The 21,293-nt window shown below is 39.9% G+C and carries 19 protein-coding genes and 1 other annotated feature; of the genes, 3 read left to right on the forward strand and 16 right to left on the reverse strand.

Translation table 11 applies throughout. The annotated features are described in order from the left end of the window. Positions 1-159 precede the first annotated feature (159 nt). The 14 genes from LG336_RS21015 to LG336_RS21080 form a co-directional block, all read right to left on the reverse strand. Complete coding sequence (locus tag LG336_RS21015; protein ID WP_404329422.1) at positions 160-1,182, reverse strand: rod shape-determining protein; 1,023 nt, start codon at positions 1,180-1,182, stop codon at positions 160-162. Between the two features lie 157 nt (positions 1,183-1,339). Further along, positions 1,340-2,011 carry a DNA repair protein RadC gene (gene radC, locus LG336_RS21020; protein ID WP_404333246.1) on the reverse strand — a complete coding sequence of 224 codons (672 nt, stop codon included), beginning with the start codon at positions 2,009-2,011 and terminating at the stop codon, positions 1,340-1,342. A gap of 84 nt (positions 2,012-2,095) precedes the next feature. Beyond that, positions 2,096-2,668, reverse strand: a complete 573-nt coding sequence (locus LG336_RS21025) for a Maf family protein (RefSeq protein WP_404329423.1) — start codon at positions 2,666-2,668, stop codon at positions 2,096-2,098. 201 nt (positions 2,669-2,869) lie between these two features. Continuing rightward, positions 2,870-3,895, reverse strand: a complete 1,026-nt coding sequence (locus LG336_RS21030; protein WP_404329424.1) for an SPOR domain-containing protein — start codon at positions 3,893-3,895, stop codon at positions 2,870-2,872. Next, positions 3,882-4,832, reverse strand: a complete 951-nt coding sequence (locus tag LG336_RS21035; RefSeq protein ID WP_404329425.1) for a pilus assembly protein PilO — start codon at positions 4,830-4,832, stop codon at positions 3,882-3,884. Before LG336_RS21035 ends, LG336_RS21030 begins: the two co-directional genes overlap by 14 nt. Next, entirely contained in the window at positions 4,829-5,602 is a 774-nt protein-coding gene (locus tag LG336_RS21040; RefSeq protein WP_404329426.1) for a PilN domain-containing protein, read from the reverse strand. The genes LG336_RS21035 and LG336_RS21040 overlap by 4 nt, the downstream gene beginning before the upstream one ends. A gap of 3 nt (positions 5,603-5,605) precedes the next feature. Then, complete coding sequence (pilM, locus tag LG336_RS21045) at positions 5,606-6,601, reverse strand: type IV pilus biogenesis protein PilM (protein WP_404329427.1); 996 nt, start codon at positions 6,599-6,601, stop codon at positions 5,606-5,608. A 16-nt stretch (positions 6,602-6,617) separates the two neighbouring features. After that, positions 6,618-7,367 (reverse strand): prepilin peptidase, encoded by a 750-nt coding sequence (locus tag LG336_RS21050; RefSeq protein ID WP_404333247.1) that lies wholly within the window; start codon positions 7,365-7,367, stop codon positions 6,618-6,620. A 30-nt stretch (positions 7,368-7,397) separates the two neighbouring features. Further along, positions 7,398-7,847 carry a type II secretion system protein gene (locus tag LG336_RS21055; RefSeq protein WP_404329428.1) on the reverse strand — a complete coding sequence of 150 codons (450 nt, stop codon included), beginning with the start codon at positions 7,845-7,847 and terminating at the stop codon, positions 7,398-7,400. A gap of 117 nt (positions 7,848-7,964) precedes the next feature. Next, positions 7,965-9,170: a type II secretion system F family protein gene (locus tag LG336_RS21060; RefSeq protein ID WP_404329429.1), complete on the reverse strand. Its 1,206-nt coding sequence runs from the start codon at positions 9,168-9,170 to the stop codon at positions 7,965-7,967. A 1-nt stretch (position 9,171) separates the two neighbouring features. Further along, positions 9,172-10,212: a type IV pilus twitching motility protein PilT gene (locus tag LG336_RS21065; RefSeq protein WP_404329430.1), complete on the reverse strand. Its 1,041-nt coding sequence runs from the start codon at positions 10,210-10,212 to the stop codon at positions 9,172-9,174. A gap of 12 nt (positions 10,213-10,224) precedes the next feature. Next, the gene (locus tag LG336_RS21070; RefSeq protein ID WP_404329431.1) at positions 10,225-11,886 is read right to left on the reverse strand and encodes a GspE/PulE family protein; all 1,662 of its coding nucleotides are present in this window, start codon (positions 11,884-11,886) and stop codon (positions 10,225-10,227) included. 22 nt (positions 11,887-11,908) lie between these two features. Continuing rightward, entirely contained in the window at positions 11,909-13,210 is a 1,302-nt protein-coding gene (locus LG336_RS21075) for a G5 domain-containing protein (RefSeq protein WP_404329432.1), read from the reverse strand. 117 nt (positions 13,211-13,327) lie between these two features. Then, positions 13,328-14,170 carry a hypothetical protein gene (locus tag LG336_RS21080; protein WP_404329433.1) on the reverse strand — a complete coding sequence of 281 codons (843 nt, stop codon included), beginning with the start codon at positions 14,168-14,170 and terminating at the stop codon, positions 13,328-13,330. Positions 14,171-14,426: 256 nt separating this feature from the next. Here LG336_RS21080 and LG336_RS21085 point away from each other — a divergent pair, with 256 nt between their 5' ends. From LG336_RS21085 to LG336_RS21095, 3 genes are read left to right on the forward strand one after another with little or no spacing between them, the layout of a single operon-like run. Further along, positions 14,427-14,876 carry a prepilin-type N-terminal cleavage/methylation domain-containing protein gene (locus tag LG336_RS21085; RefSeq protein WP_404329434.1) on the forward strand — a complete coding sequence of 150 codons (450 nt, stop codon included), beginning with the start codon at positions 14,427-14,429 and terminating at the stop codon, positions 14,874-14,876. 11 nt (positions 14,877-14,887) lie between these two features. Continuing rightward, positions 14,888-15,376, forward strand: coding sequence for a type II secretion system protein J (locus LG336_RS21090; protein ID WP_404329435.1), 489 nt, complete (start codon positions 14,888-14,890; stop codon positions 15,374-15,376). After that, positions 15,376-16,716: a hypothetical protein gene (locus tag LG336_RS21095; RefSeq protein WP_404329436.1), complete on the forward strand. Its 1,341-nt coding sequence runs from the start codon at positions 15,376-15,378 to the stop codon at positions 16,714-16,716. The genes LG336_RS21090 and LG336_RS21095 overlap by 1 nt, the downstream gene beginning before the upstream one ends. Before the next feature lie 229 nt (positions 16,717-16,945). Here the strand turns inward: LG336_RS21095 and LG336_RS21100 are convergent, their stop codons facing one another. Further along, a complete protein-coding gene (locus LG336_RS21100; RefSeq protein WP_404329437.1) occupies positions 16,946-18,268 on the reverse strand; it encodes a bifunctional folylpolyglutamate synthase/dihydrofolate synthase in 1,323 nt (440 codons plus the stop codon). A 79-nt stretch (positions 18,269-18,347) separates the two neighbouring features. Beyond that, positions 18,348-20,987 (reverse strand): valine--tRNA ligase, encoded by a 2,640-nt coding sequence (locus LG336_RS21105; protein ID WP_404329438.1) that lies wholly within the window; start codon positions 20,985-20,987, stop codon positions 18,348-18,350. Positions 20,988-21,048: 61 nt separating this feature from the next. Further along, positions 21,049-21,292: a binding site (T-box leader), on the reverse strand. Between the last annotated feature and the right edge of the window lies 1 nt (position 21,293).

Below are 21,293 nucleotides of genomic sequence, written 5' to 3' on the forward strand. Positions count from 1 at the left end.
TGCCTTGTCCAACCAGAAGATGTCAAGGCACTTCCTTCAATATTTATTGTCTAGCTCCAGCCCCCAGCAACTAGTGGACTTCGCTTTTCGTGTTGTCCAGCTCCAGCGCCTAGGGGCTCGGGTCATAAGCCCCTGGACAAGGCGCTTCCGCTTTTCTAGTTATCTAGATTCTTTTGCTCTGTTTTTAAATAATGCGATATTATCAAGTGCTTTACCTGTACCAATTGCGACGCAGTCTAGTGGATCTTCGGCAATGAGGACAGGCATTTTTGTTTCTTCGGCAATGACTTTGTCTAGGTTACGAAGCAATGCTCCACCACCTGTTAAGACAATCCCACGGTCCATAATATCGGCCGCAAGTTCAGGTGGAGTGTTTTCAAGTGTCAATTTAACCGCATCAACAATGGAGTACACCGTATCATGAAGGGCTCCCATAATCTCTTCAGCAGTAATCTCAATTGTTTTCGGTAGACCGGTTAATAAATCGCGACCTCGGATTTCCATGTTCTCAATGCCTTCCGGGTCACCAGCAGCACCTACTTCCATTTTGATGGCTTCTGCGGTGCGCTCCCCAATCATTAAATTATAGTTTTTACGAATATAGTTAATGATTGCATCATCCATTTCATCGCCAGCGACTCGAATGGATTGTGAAGTGACAATTCCTCCTAGGGAAATAATCGCGACTTCGGTTGTTCCTCCACCAATGTCAACAACCATGCTTCCTGTTGGCTCCCATACTGGGAGGTTGGCACCAATCGCTGCCGCAAACGGTTCTTCAATGGTAAACGCATCGCGGGCACCAGCTTGACGAGTTGCGTCAACAACGGCACGCTCTTCAACCGCAGTAATTCCTGATGGCACACAAACCATAACGTATGGCTTGCCGGCGAACCAGCCTTTATTTCTCGTTGCTTGCTTAATGTAATACTTCATCATCGTTTCCGTTGTTTCATAATCAGCGATGACGCCGTCTTTCATTGGGCGAAGGGCAACAACATTCCCCGGGGTACGGCCAATCATGTTTTTCGCGTCATTCCCCACGGCAACAATCGATTTTGTATCCGTTTGGAATGCCACAACAGATGGCTCCCTTAGGACGATTCCTTTTCCTTTTACATAAATCAGTGTATTAGCGGTCCCTAGGTCAATTCCTAGGTCTCTAGTCCCAATTCCTAGCATGGTTGTATCTCCCTTTCTTAACAAAAATGCATTTAAAAATCATTTTATCTATGTTCACAATGATGTCGTATTTTAGGCCATTTTTAGATGAACACACTCATCCTCTAGTAAAAACCATAAGATATATTATAGCGTAACGGTAATTAAAATCCTAGTCTCAAACATAGCCTTTTTCCTTGAGACTAACAAATTTATTATCACCAATAATTAAGTGGTCTAGCAGATCAATTCCCAGCATTTTTCCACATTCAACAAGACGCTTCGTCACTTCAATATCTTCTCGACTTGGCGAAGCGTCACCGCTAGGATGATTATGTGCACAAATAATCGAAGCAGCCGAACGACGAACTGCTTCGCGATAAACCTCCCTGGGGTGGACGATTGAGGCATTTAAGCTACCGATAAAAATGGTCTGGCGATGAAAGATTTGATTCTTCGTATTCAAATACAGGCATACAAAGTGTTCTTGTGAGAGATACTTCATATCATTCATTAAATATTTCGCGCCGTCCTCAGGTGAGCGAATCACATACCGATCTTCATGGGTATGGCTAGCAAGTCGTCTTCCAATTTCGACAGCTGCTAGAAGGTGAATCGCTTTCGCACGGCCAATTCCCTTAATCGCGGTTAGCTCTTCTAGCGTTGCATCTTTTAATAATCGTAAGCCCTCAAACTCTGCTAGCAGTCTGTTAGCAAGCTGCAACACTGATTCCTCTTTCGTTCCGGTTCCTAAAAGAATCGCAACAAGTTCATGATTCGATAAACTTTGCGCCCCGTTGAGAATAAACCTTTCTCGAGGGCGCTCATTTTGCGGATAATCCTTAATCATAATTGAAGTAGTTTGCAAACAACTTTCCTCCCTATATGGCGACAGGGAACAGTTTTTAGAAGAAGGATGTGATTGGAAAGTAGGTTAATACGGAAGGACGTACCCAGCGTGTCGTAGTTCACGGACGGTTCTAGCTACAGGCAAGCCGACGACGGAGAAATAATCTCCTTTTATTTCGCGGACAAGAAAGCTTCCAAAGCCCTGTATCCCATAACCACCTGCTTTATCGAACGGTTCCCCACTGCTTATGTAGGCGTCCATTTCTTCATGTGACAGCTCCCAGAAGACCACGTCTGTTTTTTCATAAAACTGAATTTCTCGCTCTGGGCTAATAATACTAACTCCGGTAAAAACGGAATGCGTTTGCCCGGAAAGCTTCTTCAACATATATAAAGCCTCTTCCCGGTCATTTGGTTTCCCAAGGATGTCACCGTTATGAACCACAACCGTATCAGAACCAATGACAAATGCATTCGGCTCCTTTTTGGCAACAAAGCTTGCTTTTCGCGATGCCAATTCCTTCACGGCTTCTTCAGGTGTCAAATCAGGACTGAAACTCTCATCAACATTACTGCTGGAAATTTCAAAAGTTAAGTGGAGATTTTCAAGAAGTTCTCTTCGTCGTGGAGAGGATGAGGCTAAAATAAGTCGTTGCATAACATCACCTTTCATTTTCTTTGCATTTTTGGGAGAGATACAAGTTTATCGTATCAAATCTCCGCACTTCTCACAATCTTTAGTACATAAAAGAAGACAAAAAATTCAGGGTCTGTCGAATAGGAAGACAGACCCTGTTATTATGTTGTATTTCCCAGAAAATATACCTAGGAACACGACGGTAATTGTAAGTTTTTGTCACTATTTCCCAAGTGATTGCCAAGAAGCAAGAAATGCTAGACTCTCTTTTTGAACTCCAGCGTTATCCTTTGCTAGAAACGCAGTTGCTCCCTGTTCTAGATGTTCCTTAGCGGCCATAATCTCCTTATTGCCGATTTTAGCTTTATCAATCTTTTTTAGGTTAGCAAGTTGACCCTCAACAGCAGCCGGGTTGCTAAAGTCTCCACCTGAAAGGGTAGCGAACAGCTCTGGTGCGATCTTCAGCACACCACTTTCTTCTTTCGTTAGCCCCTCCATGCTGAAACCACCAAGCTCAAGTGGTTTTGAGAACACCTCTGCGCCTTTGCTTTCGAGATCAGTACCAACCGCTTTAGCGTCTTCAAGAGAACTAGCCATTCCTAGTAGCAACGCATACTGACCATTCACGGCAACAGCTTGTGCATTAATCCCTTTTCCTTCAAGCTCTTTCACAGCAGTATTGGCGGAATCTTTACTAGAAAAAACTCCCCCCTGGACAACGAAGGTCGAAAGTGCAGGGAGTTCCAAACTCTCTGAGCCGGTTCCGGTTCCGGTTCCACTTCCACCCTCAGATGGTTTATCCTTTGCAGGTGCAGTGTTTGCAGGTACTACTGTCTCTAGCGTATCTGGCTTTACCGTATTAAGGATGATCATCCCAAACCCCAGTCCCAATGCTACAGCTAACAGTACATTCAAGGCAATCCGCGAGAAAATTGGCGATGAGTTCCGACGATTCTTATTAGGAGGTTGAGGTAATCCCGGCAAGCGAAAACCTCTCTGTTTGTTTTCCTTTGACTTTGGAACGACCTTAAAGTCCTTTTCATCCTCTTCTGATAGTTCTGGTAGGACCCAGTCAAACGAATCTTCCGCTGATTCCTTCGCTGCTGCTGTTTCGTTCCAAGCTTTGATTTTAGGTTTAGCTTCTGAACCAGTACTAGCTTGTGCTTGTTTCTCACTCTTAGGCTTTTCATCTTTATGTGAGCGTTCCTTGCCGTTAATCTTTATCGTAATGGTTTTATGCTTGTCCAAATATCAGCCCTCCCGATTCATGCACATAAAATTGGTTTAATCCTATCATATGCATAAAAAAAAAGAACAAGACTTTTGTCGTCTCGTTCGGGAAGTATTTCGTCAAATTTTTTACTAGAATCGGATTATCTAATTCAGCAGCAGCTTCTCCTATTACATCAGGAGAGCTAGCAAATGGATTGGTTTTATTGCTAGGAGCTGGCACTTCAAGCTCTGGAAGCTGATCCTCTAAGTCTTCAAGCGTTGGGATGTAGAACGCTGAAAGAGTAATAGAGTAGGTAAACTCCTGATTTTCTTCCTCAACATTCGTTAATTCAGTGGAACCAGAAAAAGCGACAGACTCAATCATCACTCGTCGATTCAACCCTTCCAAAGCACCGAGGAAATCCATCAAGTCCTTATAACTAGGGGAAGTGACGGATAGATTGACATTCAGCTTTTTGATTCCTTCTGGTAGAGGAAGAGGTTGGTACTGCTCTTCAGTCTCAGCCGTCTCAGGATTTGTTGTAGCTTCAGGGGCTTGAGCTTCAGTTTCTCCGCTGGTATTATCTGTGGCTTCTTGAGCATTCTCCGCACCTGCATCTTCTAGAGTTCTTGCTGCTACATCTCCTTCAGAAAAAGACATATTGGTGATAAAGCTATTTGCCCTGACCTCAGCTTGATTTAAATCAAGGATTAACTGCTCAAGCTGTTGTTTTACCGGCACCTTCTTTTGAAGTTCCGCAACCGTCCCTTCTAAAGGTGCAGTATTTCCAGAAAACTTTGTTTGAATCGCAGCAAGTAATTGTTCTTCTGTCTCTAGCTGGGTCTGCTTATCAGCCACTTCTTGTTTCTTCGGATTCAGATAAAGATAATAAACACCAAGTACAAAGGCTACTACGACAACAACAGCGGCAAGAAGAATCAATAGCTCTTTCTTAGCTAATTTAAGGCTCATGATTCTTCCCCTCCTTCAGTGGCAGCTACTTTGTCAGCACCATTTTGTTGGGCATTGATATAGTCCCGGCTAAGCTGAAGCTGAAACTGCCCAATGTAACGCGGAACAAGGTCTTTCTCCGGTTCAACTACAGTTGTTTCATTTTCCTTAGGCGTTTCAGTTTGAAGCTGCACCTGTGTCACTGTCCCATCCGGCTGAATCAAATAGGCTTTGCCTTCCTGTGACTCTGATGTTCCCTCTTGCTCTGGATTCTCTTGCTGTTCAGTCTGACTGTCTGTACTCTCGGTTTCTAATTCACTCGTTGAGACTGAGCTTAATTTTACTTCTGAGAACCATTCAGAATCTAACAATGTCTTTAAATAATAGGCCGCTTCTCGACTTGTATCAAATTGAACAGTCATGGTAATGGAGCCTGTTTCAGCATAAGAGATATTTTGAATAAATCCACGATGAGGGAGGAGTGCCGTAACATGTTCAATAATAGGAACCGTTTTAAGTGGGTCTTCACTTGCCCATAAGACAGCAGATTCAAGCACAGATACCGATCCTGACACCTGGCCTTCCATCACCTTTGCCTGTTCAAGTTGGGCGATTTGTTGTGTTGTCGAGATTTGATTGTCTAGTGTAGAAATTTCTTGATTATAGCTTTTTCCCTGCCAAAAAAGAACGAATCCCGCTACTATCATGATGAAAAGGGCCGCAAGCAGTATCGTAATCAGTTTATAATTTTTCTGTTCTTTTTTCGGTAACAGGTTGATTTCGACAAGCATAGCTTACACCTCTTTTAAAGCAAGTCCCAAAGCTAGATAATGCGAGGATGGCAATGGTCTGTTTTTTTCTGTTGATATTTGACTACTGGAATCGAGAATGTCGATTGGGAAGTCAAATTGCTTTTGCAGTTCTTCCTGTATCGTCCCTAAAAATGGATGGTCACCAGTTACAAGAATTTTCGTCAATTCATTTTTCCCTTGATTCAGCGAAAATTGGTAGAAATCAATCATCATATTAATCTCTTTTGTCACTTCATCAAGTTGGACAGTTAATTCCTTCATGTCGCCTTTATAGGTCAATTGTTGGAAACCAGACCGACCTACAGTTGTATCCCATAGATTGGGATCAAACGAGATATCTTGATGGCGGGTGAAGAATGGTATTTCATTCTCAAAAATACTCATATTAACATGGTCAAGGTCAAATTGAATAATTAATAGATTTTCAGTTTCTGGCTTTTCTGTTAAATGATGATATAGCCGGTAAAGTGCCAATGAAGATAAATCAGCAGCTACTGGCGTTAATTTAACACTTGAAAAAAGTTCAGAATAGGCGGTTACATGCTCACGGTGAGCAGCAAATAGAAGAATCTCACGTTTTTCCTCCTGCTGCGGAAGCACAATAAAATCAAAAACGGGCTCTTCAAAAGGAAGATGGATGGTGTCGCCAATCTCCATATATAAATAGCCTTGGATTTCATCTATATTAAGGTCAGCAGGAATCGGTAGCTTCCGAATAGTTACAGATGGATTCGGGACAAGAAACCGAACCTTGCGTCGCTTAATTTTCCAAACGTCAATGCATTCCTCAAGAATGATGCTTAGTGACTCACGATCAACGATTTTCCCTTCTTTAACAATCCCAGGGGGCAAATAACGTTCGCCCCACTTATAGGGAATGGGCTCGTCGGAATTCTTTAATTCGATGTAACGGATTGAATGGTCATTCACCACGATCTCAACCGGACGGGTTTTGAACGAAAGGAGGGCTGAAGCCATTTGTGTACCCCCTTCATTAACTGAAGAATAATGTTAAGTATGCTTGTACAAGTGTGTCACCGAAATAGTAGGCAATTAAAGTGCCTACAGCAATAAACGGCCCAAACGGAATCGGTTTACCCTTTTTAACTAAACCAAGACTCATACCAATAAGGCCAATGACTGCACCTAGTAGAGTTGAAAAGAAGAATGATAATAATAGTGTCTTTGTACCGACGACAAAGCCAATTAATGCAAACAGCTTGATATCGCCGCCACCCATGCCGCCTTTGCTAACCAGGGCAATCACGAGTAAAAGTACGAAACCAACCACCGCTCCTAGAAAGCTATCCCACCAAGGTGTCAGGGGAATAAAAATTCGCTCCAACAAAAAAATGCCTGCAAACACAAGCAGCACTTTATCAGGAATAATCATATAAGCAATATCGGATACAAAGATAATAACAAACAATGATATAAGTGTCAGCGCTATAATCAGTTCCATACTCCAACCAACAACAAGTAGTGCTGTCGCAAAAAGAACGCCTGTCAAAAACTCAATACTTGGATAAATAGGAGAAATCCGCGACTGACAGCCGCGGCATTTTCCCCTTTGTAATAAATAGGATAGAACTGGTATTAGTTCACAGGCTCTAAGCCTATGGCCACAGGATGGACATGATGAACCAGGATAAACAATTGATTTCCCTTCTGGAACACGGAGACCAACTACGTTGTAGAAGGAGCCAAGTGTAATTCCGTATACAAATAGTACAATAATAATTATCAAAAGGTTACCTCGCTGTTTATTAAGCTATTAACTAATTTTTACTGGAGCATTAGCATCAGCATCATCGTCAGTAGTATCGTTTTTAATATCATCTAGTGTTGCTGCTTTTAATGTAATAGTTTTGTCATTATTAGTAATTGTGCCGGTAAGCTTAATTACTTTACCACCACCGGTAGTAGCATCTTCAACACTAATAGCAGTAATTCCCGCTATATCAACATTGTCCACATAGGAATTTAACTCAGCGCCAGTAATTGCAGTTCCGTCATAACCTTCAGCTGCAATATACAGATTAGCAGCATTTATTACTTGAATTGCATCAGACTTAACAGCGTCCACTTTTGACTTATCTATAACGTTCATAATACTTGGTACAGCAATCGCAGCAATAATCCCTAAAATTACAATAACTGCTAAAAGCTCGATTAATGTTAAACCACGCTGATCTTTAAGACGATTTTTGACCTTTTGTAACATTTCTTTCTCTCCCTTTTAAAAATATTTTATTTTTTTGTTCAATATATTGAACTTAGTTCTATTATACTATGACTTTTTGCCAATTAAAAAGCATTTTTTACAAAATCCAACAAATTCCTAACCGACATGATTGAACATATCAAACATTGGTGTCATAATCGCCAAAACGATGACTCCAACAATCCCAGCCAAGAATACAATCATTAATGGCTCTATTAAAGATTTGAGTTTATCCGTACTATTATCGACTTCTTTTTCATAGAATTCAGCTACTTTTGAGAGCATAGCGTCTAAAGACCCAGTTTCTTCACCAATAGAGATCATTTGCGTTGTCAAAGGTGGAAACGCCCAATGTTCCTTCATTGGACCAGTTAAAGAACGTCCCCTAGCTAAGTCTTCTCGTGACGCTTTAATAACACGAGAAATGACTTCATTTTCAACGACGCTCTCGACAATTGAAAGTGCGTTTAAGATAGGCACACCTGATGAAAATAATGAGCTTAGCGTTCTAGTCATTCTCGCTAATGCGGCTTTTTGTAGCATCTTTCCAAATATCGGCATCTTAAGTTTGATTAAATCCATATAATATTTTGTTTTCTTTCCATTGTTTAATAGATTTAATCCCACAGCAAAGGCTATTGCTAAGAGTAAAATTAACCACCAGTAGACTTGCATGAATTCACTTGCATTCAAAACAAATTGCGTGATTGCAGGTAAATCCGCACCAAAGTCAGCGAACATACCTACAAAGGTTGGTACAACGGATACAAGCATAAAAATTACAACTGCAACTGCAATAATCCCGACAACAACAGGATAGGCCATTGCCGACTTAATCTTTTGCCTTGTATTATGTTGTTTTTCAAAATGCTCCGCTAATCTCTCTAACGTTTCTTCCATGTTTCCACCGGCTTCACCGGCACGAACCATATTAATAAACATCGGTTCAAAAATTTTTTTGTGTTTCTCAGCTGCATCAGAAAATGGTTGTCCCTGTCGGAGCTCAGTTTCTATCTCTTTTAAAGCTGCTGATAGTTTCTTACTATCTGTTTGCATTGCAAGAATATTCGTAGCATCAACAATGGTAACCCCTGCTTTGATTAATGTGGCAAACTGTCGTAAATAAATGACAATATCCTGAAGCTTGACCGGGTTACCTATTGATAGGTCTTTTGTCATCATTGTTTCAGGAACTTCACTAATTTCGACTACTTTTATCCCGTCACCACGAAGCTGAAGAATTGCCTCCCGCTTGGAAGCTGCACTAATCGTCCCCGATTTTTTTCCTTTACGATTTCGGCCAGAATATTTAAACCTTGCCATTTTAGCTCACCGTCTCTTTTAAGAACGGTTGACCGGCCTCTTTACTAATGACTCCCGTTTGAATCAGATCTTTAATACTGGTTTCAAGCGTAACCATCCCCTGATTTCTTGATGTTTGAATGACGGTTTCGATTTGGTGGATTTTATCATTACGAATCAAGTTGGCGATTGCAGCATTATTCATCATAATTTCTGTTGCCGCTCGTCGACCAGAGTTATCAATTGTTTTAAACAAACGTTGCGAGATAATCGCTAATAAAACCCCAGCAAGTTGAGTCCGAACCTGTGGCTGCTGTCCTGGATCGAAGACGTCAATCATCCGTTCCACTGATGCTGGAGCACTTTGTGTATGCAATGTACCAAACACTAAGTGGCCCGTTTCCGCAGCGGTAATTGCTGTTTGAATCGTCTCAAGGTCACGCATTTCCCCGACAAGAATTGCATCAGGATCTTGACGTAAAGCTGCTCTTAAAGCATTCGCAAAGCTTTTTGTATCAGCACCGATTTCACGTTGGTCAATAATGCTATTGCCGTGCTTATGCAAGTACTCAATCGGGTCTTCTAGTGTGATGATATGCTTTCGCATATTCTGGTTCATATGTCCGATCATTGCTGCTAAAGTGGTTGATTTCCCACTACCCGTTGGACCAGTAACAAGTACTAGCCCTTGCGGTTTTTCGGTTATATGCTTTAATACTGCGGGCATTTTTAAATCATCAAGGTTAGGAATGCTTGTTGAGATAACCCTGATTGCGATTGCAACAGCAGAACGCTGGGTAAAAGCGTTAACCCTGAATCTAGATACTCCAGGTACTGCATAACTAAGGTCAAGCTCACCCATGTCTTTAAACACTTCCCATTTGTCCTCTGGGATAATGCTTTTAGCCATGCCTTCTGTATCATCAGGTAGTAAAATCTCTTTGCCGTATCTCCTCAGTTCTCCATTGATACGAAACATCGGTGGAACCCCGACAGTTATGTGAATATCTGATGCCTTTAACTCATAGGCTGCTCTTAGAATCTTATCTATTCTTTCTTTCACGTAATCACACCTCTACTCCGGAATCGCAACCCGTAATACTTCCTCTGTGGTTGTCAGTCCTTGTTTTACTTTTAATAATCCATCATCAACTAAAAAAATTGTTTTATTCTGGATAGCGATTTGTCTAAGTTTCGCAACAGATTCACCGTTCATAATTAAACGTCTAATTTCATCATCAACAACAACCACTTCCTGAATCGCAACCCTGCCCTTGTAACCAGACATACTGCAGGAAGCACATCCCTTGCCACGCATGATTTTCTCAATTTTCAACCCTCGTTTGGCAAACATCTCAAGTTCCCGCTTTGATGGTTCATGACCCTCAGCACAATCACGGCATACCTTCCTAACTAAACGTTGTGCAACTACTCCAGTAAGTGCCGTTGCTACTAGAAACGGTTCCACACCCATGTCAATCAAACGGTTAATACTACTAATTGCATCATTCGTATGCAAGGTACTTAAGACGAGGTGACCTGTTAATGATGCACGAACTGCTGTTTCAGCTGTTTCACGGTCACGGATTTCCCCAACCATGACAATATCAGGGTCTTGTCGTAAAATCGCACGAAGTCCTGCGGCAAAGGTCATGCCCACATTAGAATTCACCTGAATTTGACTGATACCTTCAAGGCGATACTCAACCGGATCCTCAACTGTAATTATGTTTACACTTTCACTGTTTAATTTATTTAACGCCGCATATAGTGTCGAGGATTTACCGGAACCAGTTGGACCTGTTATTAGGACAATCCCATTTGGTTTTTCAATTAGTTGATTGAATCTTGTTAAATTAACCTTATTGAAACTTAGTTTGTTTAAATCCGTTAAACTACTTGAAAGATCCAAGATACGCATAACGACCTTTTCACCATAAACCGTTGGTAGTGTGGAAACACGTAAATCGATTGGGTAATACTCTACGTTTATTTTAATCCTTCCATCTTGGGGGACACGATGTTCCGTGATATCAAGATTTGCTAGGATCTTAATTCTCGCCGTTAACACATTTTGCATATTTTTTGGCAAAGACCTTTCAACCCTAAGAATCCCGTCTACACGATAACGAACAACGACCTTTGTCTCCTGTGGATCGATATGGATATCACTTGCTTTTTGGGTAACAGCACTTAAAAGGATTTGGTTTACTAGTTTTACAATCGGTGATGACTCATCCGTTAAGCTTTCTTCTTGATCGTTTTCGCCGGACTTTGTGCTTCCAACTAGCTCTTCAAAGTCCTCGTCCATATCATAGTACTTATTGATGGTCCGAATAATATCGTCTTTTGTCGCGATCACTTTTTCAATCTGAAACCCAGTTGATAAACGTAAATCGTCAATAGCAAAGAAGTCCATCGGATCAGACATCGCAACTAGAAGCTTGTCCCCTTCTTTTCTCAAAGGAACAACCTGATTACGAGAAGCTGTGTCCTTAGAAATAAGCGAGAAAAGGTTCGTATCAAATGGATACCCATATAAGCTAATATGTGGAATTCCAAGCTGGACCTCTAGCACTTCAATCAATTGTTGCTCGGTAATAAATCCTTTATGCAAGAGTGCTTCACCGAGTTTAAGACTATTTGATTTGTCCATCAATGTTTCTTGAAGCTGTTCTTCTGTGATCAAGCCTGCTTCAACAATTAAATCACCGAGTCGTTTTCTAGTTTGCTTCATACAGATTCACCGCTTCACTTAATTATTTTTCTTTTTCGTTTGGTTTGCCGTATATGATTTCTTTATCCTTCCCCTTTGTTTCCTGAGTTGTGCTTTCTTCTGATGGATTAGCAGGGGTTTGTGTTCCATTCTCGCCTTCTACTGGTATAGCAGTATCACTAGTAGTTGTTGTGGTAGATTTTAAGCCATGAACTTCAACCCGTTCAACAGGCGCATAATAATCCTCAGATATTAATTCTTCACTAACGAATTCATCATTTTCTCCGTACACCTTACGAAGAACCTTGGTAAACAAGCCATTCCGACCTGTTTCCTTCACTGTTTTCTGTGATGGATAAAGCTGTGGACTGTATTGAATAATCGTCTTTGGTTTGAATTCCTTTTTATCGGTCGCTTCAACAACGTATTTGTATAACAGAGGGTCTCCCTTTAACTGAACAGTAAGGGTAGGATGTTCCCATTTAAATTCAAGTGTGTATTCCAATTCATTCGAATTGGTAAAAGCCAAATCAAGATTGTTGTTTTTGTTGATTTTCGCTTCAAAACCTAAGTCGGTATATTTAGGCAATTCTTGGCCAATATGTCTCTGCAAGATCACAAAGTTAGTTGGTAAAATCGTTTCGTAAATTCCTGTAGCAATCATACTTTGAGCTGCCGCTGGCATAGAAGCTAGCTTTTTCTCCTCAATAACCTTTAGGAACGAAAACTGTGATTCCGCAGGGATGCTAATTGGCGATAATCCAGTTACCCAATCCATCATCGCAACGCTTGCTTCATCGAGTTGTAAAACCGTTTCACTAATGACTTCATCAGTTACACTAGATTCAAGTAATTTCTCAATTGAAACCTTATGCTCGCCAATATTTAAATTGTTTGCATAAGAAACAAGCTCGTTATTTAACCTTGTAAGTTCTTCATCCTCAAGTTGTAGCTTTGGAGACAATTGAGTTAATAAAGTCTTTATCCCTTGTGGGTCTATTGATACAAGCGCTGCATTACTGTGACCATTCTGAGCTTGAGTAACTGACCCTTGTATGTCAAATTGATAAATTTCTAGATTTACTGCTATTGTTTTTTCTTTGTATTTTAAATTAATTTTTGTACCATTCTGCCACTGTTGAAGTCTATCAGTCACGGCTATGAGCGCGTCGTCCCTAGTTGTGCCTGCGACATCTACTGATCCAATACTTGTACCTTGTAAGAACAAGTCATCTTCAGTCGTCATCGCATTATAAGTCAAGGCACCAAAATGAGAGAAACTATAAATAAATAAGGTACTGACTAATAGGACAACAAACAGTTTTAATCCTTGTTGATTCTTCACCTTCGTTTCCTCCCAGGAAAGCTGTCTTACTCTTATTAACTCTTTTATTTTAGTAGAATCCATGTTTAAAAGACATCGGGAATAAAAGGAAGATAAGACCGCTTTTTGAATATATGATTATTTTACGTTTACTAACTTCCCTTTCTTTTCTTCAAGCACTTCCAATTCTTCATCTTCTAGCAGATTACTCCAAAAGTCTTCATCTAGATTTGCTTTTTTCGATTCGTCTTCATTAACTAAGTCATCGTTAAAATCTAGCTCTGGGAGATCATCTAATTCATCAAAGGTACTTTTTTCATCCATTCCCTGTTCCTCATGTGCATCAAGTTCCAATTCTTCTTGCACAGTTGAGCTTTTTTCAGCGGTATCTTCCTCTTCAGTTTCCACAAACAATGTCTCTTCCATATCTCCAAGGTAAGAATGACCAAGAACTAGATCATCAGCTGGTTGTTCACTAGTTGCCGCGACTTCATTCAAAGATATAAATTCCATCTCTATATCGTCCGTATCTTCCTCGTCACTATGCCTAGCAAAAAGTGAAGGAGTTTTTTGTCTGCTGGTCTGTCTCATTGCTTTTTCTACCAGGCTCTCGGTGACATGAATATCCGAATCGTTTGTGGCTAAGTCAGAACTGGCGATATAACTATATACATCCGGTACATCACCTAACACTGGTTCGTTCACTTGATTTAAATCAATAGGACTTTCTTCCTCAATAGATTCTCCTAGCACTGGTATCTTTCCGTTCATCAAATAAGTAGAAACACCAATCAGCAATACAACAATCAAACCCGATTGCCATAATGACAAGATTGGTGTCGCGAGCAATCCTACTACTGAAATCATTAAGGACGCAGCTATAATCAACAACTTTCCCCGAAAAGAAAAGCCAAGTGGTAAAAAGTACATGATAGGAATCATAATTAGCAATGCAATACTAGCAAAAATTAAACTCTCCACTTCTACACCCCTAATAAGTTATATATATTTCATCTTTTTTCTATTATATTCAACAAATTTAGACAGTCTTTATACCCATTGTATAATATTGAAAAATAATTGAAAAGAACATTTAATATTAAAGTAATGGTAAATCTGCACAAGTGCAGATTTATCTTCCGGTCTTTTTACCTAGTTATCCACTTACTATTTGGGAGAAAAATGGTATGATAGAATTACAATAAATCTAATATATCGAACGAAAGGATTGGAGAGAGTGAAGACAATCCGTAATGAAAGAGGGATTACTTTAATAGAAGTATTAGCTGCAATGGCTATACTGTCCATTATTCTCATATCTATTATGAACTTCTTTCCACAAATGGGAATGATTAATAATCATAATAAAGAAAAGGCACAAGCAATCAATACTGCAAAGCTATTATTAAATGAATGGAAACTAGATTCTAATTTAATTGCAGCTCTCAAGAAGGAAGAACCGCAACCAGCAGATTGGCCAGGAACAATTCCTACAGAAGATATAGATGGTGATGGGGATGAATTCTATCTTTTCACAACTGAAAATCCAAGGGCAGAAATAAAAATTTGGAAAGAACCTCCTAATAATGCAGTTGTAGAAGTACCTGCACATGAGATCCAAATTAGAATCTTAAATGATACAGGGAAACCTATTTCAGAAACGTATGGCTATATAGTTGTAAAATAGGAGGGAGTAAATTGGTTAACAACCAAAGAGGAGTAACCTTAACTGAGTTGTTAGTAACACTAGCAATTTTATCTTTCGCTGGAATTCTTATTTGGAGTATTTTTTTTCAAGGTTATAAATTCTCCGAGACGGCAACAACCAAAAATAGGCTAAATCAAGAAGCAAATATTGTCATTGCTAACCTTACTAACATCCACCAAACCTCAGAGTATTATAAAATTTATAACACCACACCTTGTGAAATATATGTCGAGATTACTAATACAGCAGAAAGTGCTACAGTTCAAACAATGGAATTTAAGGATAGCGAACTGTGCTTCGAGTCTAATTCTGACAGAGAGACACCTATTTTAATTACAACACCAGACGAAACTGTAGTTAATCAAGATCCCTTTTATAATGACTTAGAGATAGAAATAGTGGTTTCTGATAAAATGAATCCAACTAATAAGGTAACCGTCGACACAGTTTTATATCGCGTTAAGGATGGTGGGGTTTAGTGTCTAGATTTATGAATGAACGTGGATATGCATTGCTTACAGTACTACTTACGATAGTCCTTTTTATGATTTTATTCTTAGCATTTATGGGACAAGCTTTTAGTAGTGTAAAGCAAAATCAGCAAATCGAGAAAAACTCGAAAGCAGTTGCCTTGGCTGAGGCTGGTATTACCTACTATCATACTGAAATACAAAGTATTTATGAAGCTAAACAAAATGTAGTAGCTGAAAGACTAAAACTTGAAATGGAATCAGATCCTCTTGTAAGAGATTTAGAAACTTATGATGAAACATCAACACAATATAAAGAAGTTGAGGCTAAATATAAACAGCTTGCAGCAGACTATATGCTAGAAGAACTAGAATCAGCTATTATTGAAAATAAGACTGTACCTATAGAGGGAAGGTCAGATGAGCCAATTCAGATAGTGGTAGATAAAAGTAATATTGGATTCGATACTACTAGAGACGAAATTAACATAAATTATACGAGTACTGGTACAGAGGATAGCAAACCTGTAACTTTAACCGGTCAATTAACCATCCACATTGGAAATCCAAATCTTAATGATGCGGAGTCTGGTCCAATTATTTCATTTTCGCCACCAAGATTTGATGTTATTGATAAACCGGATGTTTCCCAACCTGAATGTATAGATCCTAGTTCACTTTCAGCCATCTTAGGTAATGGTAGTCAAATAGGTTGTACAAAAGTTCTAATTGAAGGAGTACCCCCCCCCTACGATGAAAACCTGAATAACTTAGATAATAAGTTAATTTACGCTGTAAATGACCTAACAATTAATAAAAATGGTAATAGCGCAGTTAATCTTAAAATATTCTCAAAAAATCTTACTATTGGCCAAAATGTCAATAACCTAGAAACATCAACGATCGAAACAGAGAATGATGCTGTTTTTAACAACAACCTTACAATACATTATTCAAAGTTATATGTTGGCGGTAATTTAAAAGTAAACGGAGAACAATTTGCATTAGAAAATAGCGGAAATAATAGTAACAATAAGCACGAGCAGAAAGAAAGTAGCTTGGCTTATGTTCGAGGAAATGTAATTCTACCAAAAGCTACAATTGCAGAAGGAACAACTATGTGTGTAAAGGGAGATTTAAATGCTCAAACACTAGACTTAAGTGGTCATTTATATATTCAAGGTGACTTATATATAAATGGGGTCCTCCATACTCTATATACTAATATGACAAAAGTACCTCCAGATGCTCAGAATATTTATAAAACAGAATGCGGAGAAACTTTTGCTCCTCCAGAACTTTTTATTGGCTGGGGTGATAGTGTAAAAAATAATGTCATTTATAATTAAGTTGGAGTCTAATGATTTCCACTTACAATAATAAATACGTTTACAAAAAGTACTTTTATTCTTTATGTTTCATGGCTCATAAATTGGGGGTGTTTCACAACTCTTCAATTTATGAGCTTTTTTATTCGCCCCTAATATACCATATCGGTGCACTCAGAATGCTTGTAAATCAAACAGTAAGAAGGGTAATAAACCCTTCCGAAAACATGACACTAAACTTAAATATAATTTAAATAGAAACCTTGTCATTATACAAAACTCTTTGCAAAAACGGTTTAACTTGAGAAATAAAATAAAGTGAGCCCGTAATAACTAACAACTCATCTGATTTTAATCTATTTATCTCATCCTCGAGGAATGCGCTCCAATCAGTGACTGCTAGCTTATTTTTAGACGCGCTTAACATTAATAAATCTTCCGCTGCAGCTGCACGTTGAAAATCAAATGAAACAAAGGTCAATTGACTGGCTATCTGATCTAGCTGGGTAATCATCTTATCAAGCTTTTTATCCTTCAGTGCAGCAAATACTACCTGTATAGTACGGTCCTTATACCGTTTTGAAATTTCTTGTACAAGCGCTGCAATTCCTTCATCATTATGAGCCCCATCAATAATGACTAAAGGGTTTTCTGAGAGCATTTCGAGTCTGCCTGGCCAGTATGCATGCTTTAATCCAGATCGAATTCCCTGCTCTGTAATATGGTAAGAACCTGTTTCATTTAAATATTGAGCTACTTCCACTGCGAGGCTCGCATTTTCTGTTTGGTGTTTTCCAAGCATCTGGATTTCAAGCTCTTTTATTGTGTAATTCGCTGACTCAATAGTAAATAACTCGCCTTTCGCTACTGAACGATGCTCCAAAATAGAAAACTCTTGGATTAACCGATAGATAGGTGCTTGATTAAGCTTTGCCTGTTCCTCAATTACCTTTAATGCATCTGGTTGCTGTACTGCAGTAAAAACAGGTGTATGATTCTTAATAATTCCCGCTTTTTCATACGCAATTTCTTCGTAGCTGTCCCCTAATATGCTCGTGTGATCTAAGCCAATGTTTGTAATCACAGAAGCCTTTGGCTGAAGAATGTTCGTTGAATCAAATCTACCTCCAAGACCAACCTCAAATAATACAATATCCACCGGATAAAGTTCCGCAAAATAATAAAAAGCCATAGCAGTTATAACCTCGAACTCGGTTGGGCCACCTAGGTCTGTTTCCTCGAGTTCGTTTGCTAGTGGTCGAATGATATTGGTCAGCATTAATATTTCTTGATCACTAATTGGTGATCCATTTACACTTATCCGCTCGTTAAACTGTTCAATATATGGAGAAGTAAACGTCCCTACTGTATATCCGCTTGCTTCCAAAATCGAGCGAAGAAACGTCACCGTCGAGCCTTTTCCATTTGTGCCACCAATATGAATCGCCTTTATTTTCTTCTCTGGTGCGCCCAGCCTCTCCATCATCCATTCCATTCGTTTTAGGCCTGGTTTTATTCCTAGCCTTAACCTTCCATGGATCCAATCAAGGGCTTCTTTATAGGTTGTAAACATTTAGGACACCCCAAACTCATTTTAATAAAAGGAAGACGAATCCATTCACGGAATCGTCTCCCTTATTATAACTCACTTTTTATCCTTTTAGTTCTTGAATACGTGCTTCAACTGCAGCCCGCTTTTCAGTATAATCTTTTTCTTTCGCACGTTCTTCTTCAATTACCTTCTCTGGTGCTTTTTTTACAAAACCTTCATTGCTAAGCTTCTTCTGAACGCGTTCGACTTCTTTATTTAGCTTCTCACGCTCTTTTTCGAGGCGAGCAATTTCTTCCTCGATATTGATTAAGCCTTCTAATGGAAGGATAATTTCAAGACCAGTGATAACGGCCGTCATCGCTTTGTCTGGCGCTTCAACGTTGATGCCCATTTCTAAGGTTTCTGGATTACAGAAACGCTCAATATAGGCACTGTTCTTTTCAACAATTGCCAGAACTTGTTCGTCTTTGGCTTTTAAGAACATCTTAATTTTTTTACTTAGTGGTGTATTCACTTCCGCACGGATATTTCTTACGGAACGAATGACTTCCACTAGCAGTTTCATTTCAGCTGCCGCTGCTTCATCTGTCAGACTCTTATCAACCTTCGGCCATTGAGAAACAGTAATTGACTCACCTGAATGCGGTAGGTTTTGCCAGATTTCCTCTGTAATGAATGGCATGAATGGATTCAATAAACGCATCGTGTTATCCAAGACATAAGCTAGGATTGATCTAGTTGTATTCTTCGCTGCTTCATCTTCACCGTATAATGGAAGTTTTGCCATTTCGATATACCAGTCACAGAAATCATCCCAGATGAAGTTGTAAAGGACACGACCAACTTCGCCAAATTCATAGCGGTCGGATAGACGAGTAACAGTTTCAATGGTCTCGTTTAGTCTTGTTAAGATCCACTTATCAGCAACAGACTTTTCACCTGTGAGATCAATTTCTTCGTATTTGAGGCCGTTCATGTTCATTAATGCAAAACGTGAAGCGTTCCAAATTTTATTGGCAAAGTTCCAGGTGGATTCTACTTTCTCGATGGAGAAACGTAAATCTTGCCCGGGTGAGCTCCCGGTTGATAGGAAATAACGTAATGAGTCAGCACCGTATTGAGCAATAACATCCATTGGATCAACGCCGTTACCAAGTGATTTACTCATTTTACGACCTTCGGCATCACGAACAAGTCCATGGATGAGAACATCTTTAAACGGACGCTCTCCTGTAAACTCAATGCCTTGGAAAATCATCCGAGATACCCAGAAGAAAATAATATCATAGCCAGTTACGAGTGCTGCCGTTGGATAGTAACGTTTGAAATCGGATGATTCGCTATCAGGCCAACCCATTGTTGAAAATGGCCAAAGCGCTGAACTGAACCATGTATCCAAGACGTCTTTGTCTTGCTCCCAGTTTTCAATATCTGCTGGTGGTTCATGATCTACATAAACTTCGCCAGTTTCTTTATGGTACCAAGCAGGGATACGGTGTCCCCACCATAGCTGTCTTGAAATACACCAATCACGAATGTTTTCCATCCAGCGAAGGTATGTCTTCTCAAAGCGATCTGGAACAAAGTTTACTTTATTTTCTTTTTCTTGTAGTGCGATGGCTTCATCAGCAAGTGGCTGCATTTTGACGAACCATTGTGTAGATAGATATGGTTCAACTACGGCCCCACTGCGCTCTGAATGCCCAACAGAGTGCATATGCTCTTCAATTTTAAAGAGAACGTCTTGCTCTTGAAGGTCTTTGACAATTTGCTTTCGGCATTCGAAACGGTCCATCCCTTGGTATTTCCCAGCTTTGGCGTTCATAGTACCATCTTCGTTCATCACAAGAACTCTTTCAAGATTATGACGGTTCCCAATTTCAAAGTCGTTCGGGTCGTGTGCAGGCGTAATTTTTACTGCCCCAGACCCAAACTCCATATCAACATAATCATCGCCAACGATTTTAATTTCACGGCCAACGATTGGGAGGATAACAGTTTTCCCGATTAAGTGCTTGTAGCGCTCATCTTCTGGATGGACAGCTACCGCCGTGTCACCTAGCATTGTTTCTGGACGAGTTGTTGCTACTTCAATATAACCTGATCCGTCTGCAAGAGGATATCTCATATGATAGAAAGCACCTTGAACGTCTTTATAAATAACCTCGATATCTGATAATGCTGTTTTCGTGGATGGATCCCAGTTTATGATGTATTCACCGCGGTAGATTAAGTCCTTTTTATACAAGGAAACGAAAACTTCACGAACGGCTTTTGATAAGCCTTCATCAAGCGTAAAGCGCTCGCGGCTGTAATCGAGTCCTAAACCAAGTTTTGACCACTGCTGACGAATATGACCTGCGTACTCTTCTTTCCACTTCCATGTTTCTTCAACGAAAGCCTCACGACCAAGGTCATAACGGCTTTTACCTTCTTCTTTTAGCTTTGCTTCTACTTTTGCCTGCGTCGCGATTCCTGCGTGGTCCATTCCTGGTAGCCAGAGTACATCATAGCCTTGCATTCTTTTCATTCGCGTTAAAATATCTTGTAACGTTGTATCCCAAGCATGACCTAGGTGCAACTTACCCGTTACGTTTGGCGGCGGAATAACAATCGTGTAGGGTTGTTTTTCAGCATCATCTTTCGCTTCAAAGAATTTACCGTCAATCCACCAGTCATAACGACCCTTTTCAATGGACGCCGGATCATATTTCGTTGGCATCGTTAAATTATCTTCCATGGTTCTTTCCTCCTGACGGGGTTTTGCATTAATAAAAATAAAAAAACTCCATTTATCCTAATAAAAGGACGAATGGAGTATTATTCGCGGTACCACCTTTTTTCCAGTACGGAATTAGACTTTTCCTGACTGGCTCTCAACAAGATAACGGGCTTTCCCGTCTCCAATTAATAGGACAATGGTCCGTTCGCTGGAGAAGCTCGAGGGCGACCTTCCAATGTACCACACTTAGAAAACCTCTCAGCAACCGGTTCTCCTCTCTTAAAGCGGGTTTCCACTGTACTCTTCCCTGTCTTAGCTTGAAGT

The organism is Mesobacillus maritimus (assembly GCF_044803185.1).
GTDB classification, from domain to species: domain Bacteria; phylum Bacillota; class Bacilli; order Bacillales; family Cytobacillaceae; genus Mesobacillus_B; species Mesobacillus_B maritimus_B.

Coding starts and splice junctions, on each gene's coding strand:
- LG336_RS21015 (WP_404329422.1), bottom strand. CDS start 1,182: ATGCTAGGAATTGGGACTAGAGACCTAGGAATTGACCTAGGGACCGCT.
- radC (WP_404333246.1), bottom strand. CDS start 2,011: ATGATTAAGGATTATCCGCAAAATGAGCGCCCTCGAGAAAGGTTTATT.
- LG336_RS21025 (WP_404329423.1), bottom strand. CDS start 2,668: ATGCAACGACTTATTTTAGCCTCATCCTCTCCACGACGAAGAGAACTT.
- LG336_RS21035 (WP_404329425.1), bottom strand. CDS start 4,832: ATGAGCCTTAAATTAGCTAAGAAAGAGCTATTGATTCTTCTTGCCGCT.
- LG336_RS21040 (WP_404329426.1), bottom strand. CDS start 5,602: ATGCTTGTCGAAATCAACCTGTTACCGAAAAAAGAACAGAAAAATTAT.
- pilM (WP_404329427.1), bottom strand. CDS start 6,601: ATGGCTTCAGCCCTCCTTTCGTTCAAAACCCGTCCGGTTGAGATCGTG.
- LG336_RS21055 (WP_404329428.1), bottom strand. CDS start 7,847: ATGTTACAAAAGGTCAAAAATCGTCTTAAAGATCAGCGTGGTTTAACA.
- LG336_RS21060 (WP_404329429.1), bottom strand. CDS start 9,170: ATGGCAAGGTTTAAATATTCTGGCCGAAATCGTAAAGGAAAAAAATCG.
- LG336_RS21070 (WP_404329431.1), bottom strand. CDS start 11,886: ATGAAGCAAACTAGAAAACGACTCGGTGATTTAATTGTTGAAGCAGGC.
- LG336_RS21100 (WP_404329437.1), bottom strand. CDS start 18,268: ATGTTTACAACCTATAAAGAAGCCCTTGATTGGATCCATGGAAGGTTA.
- LG336_RS21105 (WP_404329438.1), bottom strand. CDS start 20,987: ATGGAAGATAATTTAACGATGCCAACGAAATATGATCCGGCGTCCATT.